Raw genomic sequence first — 14,061 nt, forward strand, 5'->3', positions numbered from 1 at the left:
TGATTTATGAAAAGCACAAGACAGATTGTAATCTGGTCATTGTGCTTTTTTTATTACAAAAAGGAGGATTATGAAATGGGACTAGAGGGAAAAGAGCTTGAAGAGTTATATCTGAGACAGTACTCAGGCGCAGGAGAAGAGTATCGTTTGTTTAGTACAAAAGTAAATGAAACAGAGTACAGATTGACCATGCACTACCTCCATAAATTTCTAAAACCCGGTGACAGGATTATAGATATCGGCGCCGGCTGCGGAGTTTACACAAATGCTCTGGCTGATGAAGGTTATTCAATCGATGCGATAGACCTGCATCCGGACAACGTTGCCAGAATGAAAGAACTCTTTAAAGATGCAGAAAACATAAATGTGCACCAGGCCAATGCTATGGATTTAAAAGAGTTTCAGGATGATACCTATGACCTGGTACTTGAGCTGGGCCCTGTCTACCATCTTCATAATACACCGGAGAGAATAGCAGCGATAAAAGAAGCTGTAAGAGTAGCTAAAAAGGGTGCGCCTATATTTGTGGCATTTGTGCTTCAGGATGCTCCGCTCATACAGTACATATTCCAGCATGAGAATCCGGCTGAAGAGATAAAGACAATAGGCTACGAAAGGGACACAGCCAGAGTCACAGACAATACCGGATCATCTATATACCTTGATACTATATCCACAATAGATGAACTGACAGAGCTGGTGTTAAAAGAAGTGCCTGTCACAAAAGGCCCAAGATTTGCGCAGGATGGACTCTCACATGTCATCCGGGATTCAGTAAACAACATGTCGGAAGCCTCCTATAACGAGTGGCTTCAGTACCTGATAGCAACGGCTGAAAGAGCTGATCTGATGGGCTATTCCAACCATGTTGTGCAGGTTTTCATAAAACAATGATGAAGAGGAGAATGCAATGAGTGTCATTTTACAGAAAGCAAACAGAGAAGATATGCGTGAATTATGGCAGATGCAGGTAGATGCTTTTAAAGGTCTTTTGACAAAATACCACGATCATGACATGAGTCCTGCTGCTGAGAGCTACGAGAGAATCCTGCAGAAATTTGACTTCATGGGAACCACATATTTCTTCATAGTTGCTGAAGGGAAAAGAGTCGGTGGCATCAGGATAATTGATAAAAAGGACGGCAGCAGAAAGCGCATCTCTCCCATATGGATAATGCCGGAATTTAGGAACCTTGGCTTTGCTCAGCAGGCTATTTTGGAAGCTGAGAGAATCTATGGTGAAGATAACTGGAGCCTTGATACCATACTTCAGGAAAAAGGCAACCTCCATCTCTACGAGAAACTCGGATACCGGCAAACCGGTAAAATCGAGAAAATAAGTGACATAATGGACATAGTTTACTACGAGAAAAACTAAAGCCTATGCTATAATGGTCCCTGGGGACGGAGTCAGTGGCTCATTTTTGGTCCCTGGGGACTTAAGTCAAGGGACCATTTTTGACCGGTATAAAATGGAGGAGAATTAGAGTATGGCGGGACAGATTACGCACATGGAAGTGGCGTACAGGCTGATAGACAGGTTGGGGATTGTCGAGGGAAAAGAGGAATACATTCTCGGCAGCGTGGCGCCTGATTCGGTGCACTTTGACGAGGATTATCTGAGTAAGAAGATTCATTCCCATTTATTCGAAAACTGCGGACCATGGGGAGATACGCAGAACTACGATAACTGGATCATGAATATAAAAGCCTTTTGGAACAAATATGTGGTAAAAGAAAATGACAAAATCCAAAAGGCATTCTACATCGGGATAGTGGTGCATTGCCTCACGGATTACTGGAACGATCTGCTGATCTGGCGTGCTCTGCAAAAAGAGATGATCCCGCCAATGACCTATGATGGTTTCAAGGAAGAATATTACCCTGAATCAAACAGAATAGACAGATGGCTTTTTCAGAACATCACAAGCGGAGACGATATACTGCAGCTTCTGGAGGATTCCAAGGTGGCAGATTTTGAGGACTATGTTAAGGCTACTTGTATGACTAAGATGAAAAGACATCTCATAGACGTGCAGTACAATCTTCCCGATCCTATCGATGTTTCCGGGCACAAATATTATCAATCGGATATGATCCTTAAGTTTGTAAGCGAAGTTCCGGACAGGATCTGCGAGCAGATAAAAGAGTTTGAAGACAGCTTTCCGGTTCAGATGCAGCTTATAAATGACGACTATCTTGGTCGTATAGAGAAGATACGCCATGCATGCAGAGGAATACTTGTAAGGGACGGAAGAGTTCTTTTGTGCCATGAGCCAAAGAGCAGATTGTACATCATCCCCGGCGGCGGAGTGGAAGGTCATGAGAACTACGCTGATTGCTGTGAGCGAGAGATGCTGGAAGAGACTGGATACAGGACAAAGGCCGTAGCAGGATATCTTGATATTGAAGAGCTCTTTGACGTGTGGAGACACATCAATCATTACTACATATGCGAGCTTATAGAAGATACCGGAGTTCAGCACCTTACAGAAGCAGAGAAGCTTGCAGGCTACACCAATGCATGGGTGCCCCTTGAAGAGGCACTGGAGATATTCGGTAAATACGAAGACTACCACAGCTCAGACATAGCAATCTACGGGCTTTACAGGCGTGAACATACTGCGCTGAAAGAGTATGAAAAGTTCATCTCAGGAGGAAAGCGCAATGGATAACAGGTCTTTTGACTCAAAGAGAATAGCACTGGGCTATGCAAAGCGCCCATGGCTTCACAAATCTGTAGTTGAACAACTGCTTAAAGACTGCAATCTTGACGCGACATATAAATTCAAAAGCGGCCTCGATGTCGGCTGCGGAGCAGGTCTTTCTACAAAGGCCTTGCGTCTTATCTGCGACAAGGTGACCGGAACCGATATTGCGGACTCAATGGTAGAAGTATGCAAGGAACTGTATGGTGAGGACAAAGCGTACTCATTCTATGTTGCCAAAGCCGAAGAAACTAAAATCCCTGATGACAGGTACGACATAGTGACCGCCGCAGGCGTAATTAACTGGGTTGACGAGAAAGGGTTCATGGCAAATATGTTTGATGTCATAGAAGATGGTGGCCTGCTCGTAATATATGACTTTGGGATAACCGACAAAATGGCAGGGAGCGACGCCTACACCACATGGTATCGGGACGAGTATCTAAAGAGATTTCCCAAGCCTTTCAGGAAGGAAAACAAGTGGACTCAGGCTGATCTGCCGACCGGGTTCACTATGAAGAAGCAGACTGAGTATGACATGGAGTATGAATTTGATCTCGAACCATTTGTGGACTTCATGCTGATCCAGTCAAACGTAAATGCACAGATCGAGGGCGGAAACATTTCCGCTGAAGAGGCAAGAGAATGGATGAAAACGTCTCTTGCGCCAATATTTGAACAAAGTAAAAAGAACCTTATCTTTCACGGTTACAGCTGGTACATTAGGAAAAACTAAAAAAGGGGAATGTTGGGGAATGGAACGATTTGATGAGATCAGGTATGAAAGACCTGACTTTGAACTTCTGAAAGAAAAAACAAAAGCGGTTGAGGATGCAGTTAAGGCAGGCGCTTTATTTGAAGAGATTGATAAGCTGAATGGCGAATTACAGAGCTATGGCAATCATTGCCTCTCAATGGCTACATATATGTATATTCAGAGCTTTATCGATGGAACAAACGAGGAAGTGGCCGCGGAGACTGCGAATGTGATGGGACAGCTGGCAGCAGCCAATTCTGTGTCTTTGAATGAAGCTATTCTTGCAAGTCCATACAGAGCGCATTTCGAGGAGGCAAACGGTAAATTCTTACTGGAATCCATGGAAAAGAAACAGGCTCTTTTCCGCGATGGAGAAGAATATGCCATAAAAGAGCAGGAGATAATTGCACAGATCCACAAGCTCGCATCCGAGATGGAATTTGACTATAACGGCGAGAAGGTGTCAGCCTCCAAAATCGGAACGCTCAAAAACTCTGCGGACCGGGAAGTCAGAAAAGCAGCAAGACATGCGGAGAGGGCGGGCTTTGCGGAAAACGGCGAAGCATTTGGAAGTCTTCTTGATGAGCTGATCAAAACCCGCCATAAACTTGCGACAGCAAATGGCTTTAGTAATTATCTGGAATATGCAGATACTGAAAAGGATCGATTCTCCTATGGCGAAACGGAGCTTCGGGAGTTTGTAGGGAACGTAAAAAAGATAATCCTTCCGATCGTTGAGAAGAGCAATAAGGCACTTCAAAAGCGCCTGGGTCTTGCACATTATACGTCTGATGACACGGATATCTATTTTACTGACGGGAATGCAATGCCAATCAGTCCCGACATTGATTTTGCAGTGGATAATATTCAAAAAATGTATGATGATATGAGCCCGCGTCTTGGAGATGCATTCAGAAGAATGCGGGAGAATGGCTATCTTAAACTGGAATATTCAGATAAAAAAGTTACCGGAATAGCTTTTTCTGTTCCTATGCCGGAGCAGAAGATTCCGTTTATCTATGCCAACTACTTAGGAAGTGGATCTGATCTCAATGATATTATTCATGAGACCGGACATACCATGCAGATTCAGTTGTCCATGGATAAATATGAGAACCAGGAGCTTCACAGCCAGGTGCAGGATTTAAAGGAAGTTCCGTCAAAGACCATGGAGCTTATTTCTCTTGAATACGCCGACATGTTTTTTGGCAAAGATGCAGAAAAACACAGGAAAAGCGTACTGGCAGGTTTTCTGGATGATATTACAGGCTTTTGCAGATGGTTTGATTTTGAAACCTTTATCTATGAAAATCCTGATGCCTCTGCCCAGGAGCGAATCGATAAATACAACGAGCCTTTTGCACTATATTTGCCGGGCGTTGAGATGATGGATCAGGATCTTCTTTCCAAAGGCGCAGCTCTTTACAGAGGCTTCAACATTTTCGGAATGCCAAGATATACGATCACATATTCCCTATGTAATCTGTCAGCAATCTACCTTGCAAATGAATTCAAAAAAGATAAGAAGAAGGGTACTGAGCTCTTTATTAAGCTTGGAGAGATCGGCAAAACCATGGATTATAACGAAGCTATTGCTTACATGGGACTTAAGTCTTCTTTCTCGGAGGATGTTATAAGAGAAATCGGAGAGTATCTTGAAACTGAATTGGAATTATAGGATTTTGTGGCATGAAAAGACTTTTTGAAATTGATTTAAAAGACTATAAGGAAAGTGACAGCGTATTTCGAAGACCCTCTGCAAGAGCAATCATCAGAAAGGGCGACAAGATTGCGCTGGTGTACAGCAAGAAGGAGAAGTACTACAAATTCCCCGGCGGCGGAATACACGATGATGAGGACAAAAGACAGGCTCTCATCCGTGAGGTCAGAGAGGAAGTCGGAATGGTTGTCATCCCGGAGAGTATCAGGGAGTTTGGAAGTGCCCTTCGCAGGCAAAAGAGTGGCATGGCTGAGGATACCATTTTTGAGCAGGAGAACTTTTATTACTTCTGCGATGTAGAGGATGAGCTGGTAGAGCAGGAACTTGATGATTACGAGAGCGACGCAGAGTTTGTTCTGCGCGTGGTGGATCTGGACACGGCGATTGAAGCCAATGACATTTATTCCAGCGATGTCTTTTTTAACGAAGTCATGATAAAAAGAGATCTCAGAGTGCTGAGAATGCTGAAGGAGATGAAAAGCTAACTATGGAGATAAAACGAATTGAGGAAAACGAGAAGACCGGAGAGTTCATCAACAGAGAATTCACGGATTATGCAATTGACTGTGATGTGGCACTTAACTTTGAGGAATTTACCTTCGCTGCGGAAGACGAGGGAAAGATAGCAGGGATCATTACGGGACGTGCATATTACAACGAGGTCCATATCGGTGATCTGATAATCGGAAAAGATTACAGAAGAGCCGGTGTCGGCAGCAGGCTTGTAGCGGCGGTCGAGGATGCTTTCAAAGGGAAAGGATATGACAAAATTGCCCTTACCACCTTTGGCTTTCAGGCGCCGGAGTTTTATAAAAAGCTGGGCTATGAGCTTGAGTTTGTGAGAGAGGATAAGGATCCTAAGCTGAGTAAGTATTTTTACCTTAAAAAGATCTGAGAACAGGGAAAAGAGCTAATGATTAAACTTGAGACAGACAGGCTGATACTCAGAGACTACACTGAGAGTGATTTTGATGCCTACTACAAATTAAAAACCGATGATAAGACCATGTACTATATGCAGGACATCAAGCTGGATTCACCTGCAGATGCCAGGGCAGAGTTCAGAGACGTTCTTGCAGATATAAAGAAGCCTGACAGGGAGTTTTATTTCCTACACATGGAACTTAAGGACACCCATGAGCAGGTGGGAAGCGTCGGATACACTGTCACAGATACTACTCCTGCTGGCAAGCTTGTTCATCTGGGATACTTCACATATCCGAAGTTCTGGGGTAACGGATATATGTCCGAGGCAGTGAAGAAGGTCCTTGAATTTGCTTTCACCAAGGACAACGTGTACCGTGTCACAACCGGGTGCCTGGCTGAGAATATCGGCTCCGAGAGAGTGATGCAAAAAAGCGGGCTCATAAAAGAAGCTGAGCACATCGACTATGAGTGGCATGACGACAGGATGAAAACCCGCCTGGAGTACAGGCTCCTAAAGGCAGAGTGGGAGAGTATGCAGAAATGAAAAAAGTACTAGTACTGGGGTGCTCGGGAAGTGGTAAGAGTACCTTTTCAATTAAACTTCATGAGAAAACAGATCTTCCGCTGTACCACCTGGATAACATATGGTGGAAGGCTGACAGAACCCACATTTCCAGAGATGAGTTTGATCAGAAGCTGTCTGACCTTGTAAGTCGCGACAGCTGGATCATTGACGGCGATTACAGCAGAACTTATGAAAAGAGAATTGCAGCCTGCGATACAATCATTTTCCTGGATTACGGTGAGCAGGTCTGCATGGACGGCATCATAGGCAGAGTAGGACAGGATCGCCCTGATATGCCATGGACAGAGAATAAACTTGACCCGGAACTGGTGGAGCTGGTTAAGAACTATGAGGAAGAAAACAAGCCGGTGCTTTACGAGCTCTTTTACAAATATCCGGACAAAAAACTGATAACATTCAGCACCAGAGAAGAGGCAGAAAAATGGATTACAGAAATATGAATACAGACAGAATAAACGAACTTAGAAAAGAATGGGAAGCGGAGGAGAAGATTGCCCACATTCACGGCTGGGACTTTTCTCACATCCATGACAGATACGAAGAGGAGGACGACCTTCCCTGGGATTACAAGAAGATAATTGAAGAGTACCTTGATCCTGACATGAAGCTTATGGATTTTGATACAGGTGGCGGAGAGTTCCTGTTATCGCTGGGACACCCTTACAAGAACACAGCAGCAACCGAAGGTTTTCCGCCGAATGTTGAGCTGTGCAAAGAGACTCTTTTGCCCCTCGGGATTGATTTCAAAACCTGTGACAACGAGTCAGACATACCTTTTGCCGACAGCTCTTTTGACATAATGATCAACAGACACGGAAGCTTTGACCCAAAAGAGATATACAGACTCCTCAAGGACGACGGAATATTTATCACGCAGCAGGTGGGAGGCAAGAACGACAGAGACCTGGTGGAGATGGTTCTTCCGGGCACACCTGAGCCATTCCCGGAGTTGGAGCTCTCTATCCAGAAAAAGAAATTTGAAGAAGCCGGATTTGAAGTGATCCGCGGAGAAGAAGTGTTCAGACCCATAAGGTTTTATGATGTGGGTGCATTCGTTTGGTTTGCGCACATCATAGAGTGGGAGTTCCCGGATTTCTCGGTGGAGAAGTGCTTTGACAGGCTCCTCAAGATGCAGGAAGAGATTGATAAAAACGGCTTTGTGCAGGGAACAATCCACAGATATCTCATTGTTGCCAAGAAATAAAAGCTGTGATAGACTTTTGAGTGTAGTAAAAATCTAAAAGAAAGCGAGGTAATCATAATAATGAGTGCAAACAGAACAGAGATTGTAAATGAATACAGTATGATGACCTCGGTTTATGCCTTCTGATATCTGCAAGGCGATTATATAGATACTTTTAACCGTGGCATTTTTGTCGCGGTTTTTTTACGCCGTCACAAGGTCTCCATACTGTAGCTGATAACATAACTTTAAGACAACATGAATTAGCAAAACATGATCAAGGAGACAAAACATTGAATAATTTAATAATCAGAAAAGAAACTACAAGTGACTACTATGACACAGAACTGATGACCATGCGCGCCTTTTGGAACATTCACGGCCCGGGATGCAACGAGCATCTGATGGTGCACAAGCTTCGCGGCGCCGATGAATACCTGCCGGAGCTAAGCCGCGTGGCAGAGCTTGATGGAAAGATCGTAGGAGCGATATTTTACTCAAAGGCCAAGGTGATCGACGGCACATGTGAACATGAAGTGCTGACCTTCGGACCTCTGGCTGTTGAGCCCACATGCTTTAGCTCAGGGATAGGAGGGGCACTTTTAAAAGAGACTGTTTCTCTTGCCCGGGCAGCAGGATACAAGGGAATCGTGATCTGCGGAGAGCCTCAGTACTATCCAAAACACGGCTTTAAGACCTGCGACAACTTTGATATCCATCATCCGGCATTCGGAAATGCAGATGCATTTATGGCACTTCCTCTTAACGATGGATTTGGAGATATCCACGGACTGTTCTATGAGGCACCTGTTTTCGAGGAGTGCGAGGACGAAGAGGAGGTAAAAGAGTTTACGAATAAATTCCCGTATTACAAACCTCTTAAGCTATCCTGCCAGTGGCTTCATGAAGAAAAACTAGGAAGGATATCACAGGTAAGTAAAAACAGTTACATGATAAAGTTCTGGGAACAGGAAATCCCGGCAAAGTTAAAGGGCAGTTTTTACGGAGAAGATGCGGATAAGCTTCCGGTAGTAGGAGATTATGTGACTTTCCGCTACAACAGACAGGGAGATTCTATGATCCTGTCTGTATGCGAGAGAGCAAGCTTTTTACAAAGACCGGATCAGGCCAAGACCGGAGTAATGCAGTACATGGTTTCCAACGTGGACTACTGCTTTATTGTCTCATCTCTTAATGAGGACTACAGCTACAACCGTATAGCGAGGTATGTGAGCGTTGCTCTTCAGGGAAGTGCAACACCTGTGGTGATCCTTACCAAATCTGACCTTTGTAACAATACCGGAAGATATGTACGCGAGGTGGAGCAGATATCTGATAAAGTGCGCGTTCATGCAATTTCAGCGCTCTATGGCATCGGATTGGAGGAACTCAGAGAATATCTGATTCCGGGAAATACGATATGTCTTATGGGCTCATCAGGCGTCGGAAAGTCCACACTTATCAATACGCTGGTTGGAGAAGATATCATGAAGACTTCCGAGATCAGAGAAGACGATGACAAGGGACGCCACACTACAACTATCAGAAGACTCATAGAAACATCTAACGGCATCTGCTTTATAGACACTCCGGGAATGCGTGAAATAGGCATGGCAAACACAGAAGAAGGTATAGACGATACTTTTTCAGATATTGTGGAGCTGGAATGTCTGTGCAAATTCAGCAATTGCAGGCATGAAACCGAGCCCGGATGCGCGATAAAAGCTGCTATTGCAAGCGGCGAACTCTCCCCTGAGAGATATGAGCTATACAAAAACCTTGGCTCGGAGAATACCAAAAACTACGCCAGGAAAAAAGAAATCTCCAAGTGGGCAAAAGCCTACAAGAAGAGCAAAAAGTCTTTAGACATATAAAGAGATAAGAAAAAGGGACGGTACATTCTAACCGTCCCTTTAAGATTAATCATATATCAGGCACTCATGTTTTCAATTGTGAAGTAAGCCATCTTGTCATTGAGTGTTTCAGCCATGCTGCGAAGATCTGAAGCTGCATTGCTGATGAGTGAGAAGGTAGCGTTAAGCTCTTCCATGGAAGCATTTGTCTCCTGAGTGGAAGCTGCGTTCTGCTGAGAAATAGCAGAGAGCTCTGAGATGATATCTGAGAAGCTGTTCTTGAGCTCGTTGAGCATGTGAATCTTCTCTGAGATCATCTTTGTTGAGCTGTCTACGTTATTAACGTTCTCAACAACGCTGTCCATATCTTCTTTGGTGTTTGTAAGCTGGTTGTTCTGTTCCTGCATGCTGGATGAAAGGAGTTCGATAGTCTCTACGCTCTTTGTAGATTCTTTTACCAGAGTCTCAACAATCTTATTGATTGAAACAGCTGCATCCTTGGACTGCTTTGCAAGAACACCGATCTCACCTGCAACTACTGAGAAGCCTTTACCGTACTCGCCTGCTCTTGCTGCCTCTATTGTAGCGTTAAGGGAGAGAAGGTGAGTCTGCTCGGCGATAGATGTGATAATGCTTGAAGCCTCAGCGATACTGGTAACTGAATCATTGGTTGTACGGATCTGGTTGTCGATACTCTTCATTGAAGTCATGACATTCTGGTTCTTGTCCATAAGATCGTTCAGGGTATCTACAGTGCGGTTTGCACCTGACATCATCTCATTGGCAGCAGCAGAAAGAGCCTCTACGCTGTCTGTGATATCATCAATGCTGTTACCCATTTCATTTGTATTATTTACTGAATTCTCTACGCTCTCAGCCTGAGACATAGCACCGCGGCTGATGTCTTCAACTGCGTTTGTAACCTGCTCTGCAACACGTGAAGCTGTTGCTGCTGAATTTGCAAGATTAACACCTGATTGTGTTACATCATCAGAAAGCTTTTTGGTTACACTGATAACATCCTGAAGCTTGTCACGAACCTGAGCTGAACTCTCGGCAATAACACCAAGTTCATCCTTACGGTTGAATGTACGGTCATCAATGTAGAAAGAAAGCTCACCGTCTTCAAGATTCTTAAGACCCTTTACGATATCACGGATTGATCTTGAAGTTGTGCTGATGAGGAATCTTGCAACGCCCCAGTTAAAGAAGAAGAAACCTATAAATGTACCGATGATTGCAAGTGCAGCAGCTTTCATGTTGCTCTCAACAACTGATGTGTCACGGCCTGCAAAGATCATACCTACTACAGTACCGTCTGAGTTTTTAAGCGGAAGATAGTAAGCATACCAGTTCTGGCCGGCAAGCTCGAAGTTCTGAGCAAGGTAGCTGTTACCGTTTCTGAGAACTTCATTAACGACTACGTCAGAAGCCTTTGTTCCCTCCATGCGCATTCCTGTATCAGCATCTGTAAGAGAAGTGATGTAACGGGTATCTCCATAGAATACTGTGAAATGCATCTTTGTTTTGTTGTGGATGGTATCGAGCTGTGACTGATAGAGATCATGAATTGCTGTCTCGCCTTTCATAAGCTCTCCATTTTCGGATAAAGACCAGTCTCCCTGAATTTCATTTGAAAACTCATCCTCCAGAAGAATTGCAGCTGCCTGTAAGCCTTCTGAAAATGAAGTAAAATATGCCTTTTTAATGTGGTTGTAGCCGATTACTCCGACACATGTGCACATAAGCAGTGCAAGGAATGTGGCAACAAGAATAATACCGCGGACCATGTTTCTGTTTTTCTTCATGATGATTCCTTTCTGATTGATTTAAACAATCCCAAATAACACAATGAGTCAAAAAAAGCACGGGCTCATGTCCCGTGCTAAAAATTCATAAAGAAATGCAACTGGCTGACATGTTAAAGTCCCTATAGCTTTGCGTCACAAGCTTTCGCTTGCTTTGCCAAATATTCGAACGAAGATGAATTATACGGGAGCGATAAATGAAAAACAATGCATAATATGCAAAATTTTGATAATTATTTTTAAACAGTTTTTAGTAAAATTTAATAAATTGTTTATAATTGATTTGTGCGTATGATATACTAAAAAGACATTGAAACAGGCTATAGAACTGGGATAGAGGAGAATGGTATGAAAATTCTTGTTGTTGGTGGTACCAGATTTTTTGGAATTCCTATGGTTAATGCACTTCTGGCTGCCGGTCATGATGTGACTGTTGCCACAAGGGGAAATGCTGTGGCGGATTTTGCAGGAGAAGTGAACAGCGCTGTCTTTGACAGGACAGATTCTGAAGCTGTTAAAAGAGCTTTAGGCGGCCTTAAGTTTGATGTGATAATTGATAAGATTGCCTACGGTTCCAATGATGTAAAGGCTCTTTTGGCGAATGTTTCCTGTGACAGGTATATTCAGATGTCCAGCTGCTCTGTCTATCATGAAGAGCATGCTGACATTGTAGAAGGGGAGTTCGTAACAAGAAATCACCCCTTAAAATGGCAGGACAGACTTCCTGATTATCCTGAGACCAAGCGCAATGCAGAACGTGCGGCTCTTGAGTTTATGGATGAAAACTCCTGCACTTTTGTGAGGTATCCTGTTGTCCTTGGAGAGAATGACTATACCGGGCGACTTAAGTTTTATGTCGATCATATAAGGAATGAAAGTCCCATGTATGTTGATGATATGGACAGAGCAATGTCTTTTATCCATGAAAAAGAAGCAGGTGAGTTCATTGCTTACCTTGCGGATCATCCATGCAGCGGTGCTGTAAACGGATGCTCAAACGGAGTCATAAAGATTTCGGAGATTATTGATTATGCTGAAAAGAAGATCGGTAAGGCTGCAATCCTTGATGATGCCGGCGACGCAGCGCCATACAACGGACTGACAGATACGCTTAGTTTTAATACCGGAAAAGCTAGAGGTATTGGCTATGAGTTTTCTAATCTGGACAGTTGGATATATGGACTCATCGATTATTATGTAGAAGCTTAAGTGTATATGAGACCATGGAAATATCACCATGCGATTGCTGTAAAATTCATTGTATGCCTCCAGTAAACAAAAACATCGCTATAGGGCATACAATTTGGTGTCCGAGCATAGTTTTCATATGAAGAGTATGCCTTTAACAGGCGAAAGATGCCGTTTAAGGCATGTGCATAGGCAAATCGACAATCAATTATAAGAAAAAATATGCCTTAAGAAGATAGGAAATTCTTGGTAAGGCATATTTGCGAGTTTTACCCTAAACTATGTGTAGAAGTCTTATTAACTTCAAATAAGGAATTGCAACATGATATCTTGGATAATTGCAACGCTTTTAGCGTTCTATGTTAAGGGGTTATGCGGTTTTGCAAATACTCTGGTTTTTACGTCGATATTAAGCTTCACGGCGGCTAATATAAATATCTCTCCGCTTGAACTTGTCCTTGGGTATCCGACAAACCTGATAATAAGCTGGAAAGAGAGAAAGGCGATTGACCTTAAGATAGTTCTTCCGCTTGCTGTCATGGTGATTATCGGAAGCTTTGGCGGAGCTCTTTTTCTGAAGAATGCGGATGTTACGCTGGTCAAGATAATCTTCGGAGTGCTGGTGATAATTGTGGGCATAGAGATGCTGCTCAGGGAATTGTCACACAAGAGGGCGAGGAGCTCAAAGATACTGCTTACTATAATAGGCATTCTGTCAGGCTTCCTGTGTGGACTCTTTGGAGTCGGAGCGCTTCTTGGAGCTTATATTGGCAGGACTACAGATAATATGAAGGCTTTCAAGGCCAATATCTGCACGGTGTTCGTGATTGAGAATACCTTCAGAATAGGGCTTTATCTCTTTTACGGAATTCTTACTGTGGCGGCTCTGAAACGAGCCCTGGTGCTTGCGCCGTTTATGCTTATTGGGCTTTTTGCCGGAATGCTGAGCGCCGGGAAGATAAGTGAGCAAGTAGTAAAAAAGATTGTGATCATCCTGCTGATTGTATCCGGAATCGCATTGATCCTGAATAATGTATTGTAAAGAGGTTCATTTTGAACCTCTAATTTTTTGCAAAACGTTAAAAGAAAAGGTAAATTCTGCATTTGACTGAAATTCAGTGTTTATAAGTGTTAATTCTGTTTTACAGAACTTACCCCAAAACTAAAAATGCGTTATAATCATACCCAAGTGCAGTGTTCATCATACATTTTTGTATGACAAACAAGCATCCGGAATAGTGTGTAAAACAGAATTCTGCATGCTGATTTCTGGTAAGACTTAATTCAGCAGTGGATTCCGTTCTATACTATAGAATTACTTTTTAAGTAAT

The 14,061-nt window shown here is 43.4% G+C and carries 14 protein-coding genes and 1 riboswitch; of the genes, 13 read left to right on the forward strand and 1 reads right to left on the reverse strand.

Annotation, left to right across the window (positions count from 1 at the left end; translation table 11 throughout):
* Positions 1-75 precede the first annotated feature (75 nt).
* The 11 genes from G590_RS0105600 to rsgA all read left to right on the forward strand — a co-directional run bounded on the left by G590_RS0105600 (position 76) and on the right by rsgA (position 9,755).
* Complete coding sequence (locus G590_RS0105600; protein ID WP_022764694.1) at positions 76-894, forward strand: class I SAM-dependent methyltransferase; 819 nt, start codon at positions 76-78, stop codon at positions 892-894.
* Between the two features lie 16 nt (positions 895-910).
* Positions 911-1,378 (forward strand): GNAT family N-acetyltransferase, encoded by a 468-nt coding sequence (locus tag G590_RS0105605; RefSeq protein WP_022764695.1) that lies wholly within the window; start codon positions 911-913, stop codon positions 1,376-1,378.
* Positions 1,379-1,490: 112 nt separating this feature from the next.
* Positions 1,491-2,675: an NUDIX domain-containing protein gene (locus G590_RS21285; protein WP_022764696.1), complete on the forward strand. Its 1,185-nt coding sequence runs from the start codon at positions 1,491-1,493 to the stop codon at positions 2,673-2,675.
* Positions 2,668-3,444 carry a class I SAM-dependent methyltransferase gene (locus G590_RS0105615; RefSeq protein WP_022764697.1) on the forward strand — a complete coding sequence of 259 codons (777 nt, stop codon included), beginning with the start codon at positions 2,668-2,670 and terminating at the stop codon, positions 3,442-3,444. The genes G590_RS21285 and G590_RS0105615 overlap by 8 nt, the downstream gene beginning before the upstream one ends.
* 19 nt (positions 3,445-3,463) lie before the next feature.
* The gene (locus G590_RS0105620; RefSeq protein ID WP_022764698.1) at positions 3,464-5,143 is read left to right on the forward strand and encodes a M3 family metallopeptidase; all 1,680 of its coding nucleotides are present in this window, start codon (positions 3,464-3,466) and stop codon (positions 5,141-5,143) included.
* Between the two features lie 11 nt (positions 5,144-5,154).
* Positions 5,155-5,670, forward strand: coding sequence for an NUDIX hydrolase (locus tag G590_RS0105625; RefSeq protein ID WP_022764699.1), 516 nt, complete (start codon positions 5,155-5,157; stop codon positions 5,668-5,670).
* Between the two features lie 2 nt (positions 5,671-5,672).
* Positions 5,673-6,080 (forward strand): GNAT family N-acetyltransferase, encoded by a 408-nt coding sequence (locus G590_RS0105630; RefSeq protein WP_022764700.1) that lies wholly within the window; start codon positions 5,673-5,675, stop codon positions 6,078-6,080.
* Positions 6,081-6,098: 18 nt separating this feature from the next.
* Positions 6,099-6,656, forward strand: a complete 558-nt coding sequence (locus G590_RS18550) for a GNAT family N-acetyltransferase (RefSeq protein ID WP_022764701.1) — start codon at positions 6,099-6,101, stop codon at positions 6,654-6,656.
* Complete coding sequence (locus G590_RS0105640) at positions 6,653-7,138, forward strand: adenylate kinase (RefSeq protein ID WP_022764702.1); 486 nt, start codon at positions 6,653-6,655, stop codon at positions 7,136-7,138. The genes G590_RS18550 and G590_RS0105640 overlap by 4 nt, the downstream gene beginning before the upstream one ends.
* Entirely contained in the window at positions 7,120-7,902 is a 783-nt protein-coding gene (locus G590_RS0105645) for a methyltransferase domain-containing protein (RefSeq protein ID WP_022764703.1), read from the forward strand. The genes G590_RS0105640 and G590_RS0105645 overlap by 19 nt, the downstream gene beginning before the upstream one ends.
* A gap of 272 nt (positions 7,903-8,174) precedes the next feature.
* Complete coding sequence (rsgA, locus tag G590_RS20470) at positions 8,175-9,755, forward strand: ribosome small subunit-dependent GTPase A (RefSeq protein WP_022764704.1); 1,581 nt, start codon at positions 8,175-8,177, stop codon at positions 9,753-9,755.
* Between the two features lie 56 nt (positions 9,756-9,811).
* Here rsgA and G590_RS0105655 read toward each other — a convergent pair whose 3' ends face one another.
* Positions 9,812-11,542 (reverse strand): methyl-accepting chemotaxis protein, encoded by a 1,731-nt coding sequence (locus G590_RS0105655; protein ID WP_022764705.1) that lies wholly within the window; start codon positions 11,540-11,542, stop codon positions 9,812-9,814.
* A 93-nt stretch (positions 11,543-11,635) separates the two neighbouring features.
* A riboswitch (cyclic di-GMP riboswitch) is annotated at positions 11,636-11,711 on the reverse strand.
* Positions 11,712-11,890: 179 nt separating this feature from the next.
* Between G590_RS0105655 and G590_RS0105660 the strand changes: the two genes are divergently transcribed.
* Positions 11,891-12,751: an NAD-dependent epimerase/dehydratase family protein gene (locus G590_RS0105660; RefSeq protein ID WP_022764706.1), complete on the forward strand. Its 861-nt coding sequence runs from the start codon at positions 11,891-11,893 to the stop codon at positions 12,749-12,751.
* A gap of 301 nt (positions 12,752-13,052) precedes the next feature.
* Positions 13,053-13,772, forward strand: coding sequence for a sulfite exporter TauE/SafE family protein (locus G590_RS0105665; protein ID WP_022764707.1), 720 nt, complete (start codon positions 13,053-13,055; stop codon positions 13,770-13,772).
* The last annotated feature ends 289 nt before the right edge of the window (positions 13,773-14,061 follow it).

Origin of the sequence: Butyrivibrio sp. XPD2006, assembly GCF_000420865.1 — a bacterium.
Taxonomy (GTDB): Bacteria; Bacillota; Clostridia; order Lachnospirales; family Lachnospiraceae; genus Butyrivibrio.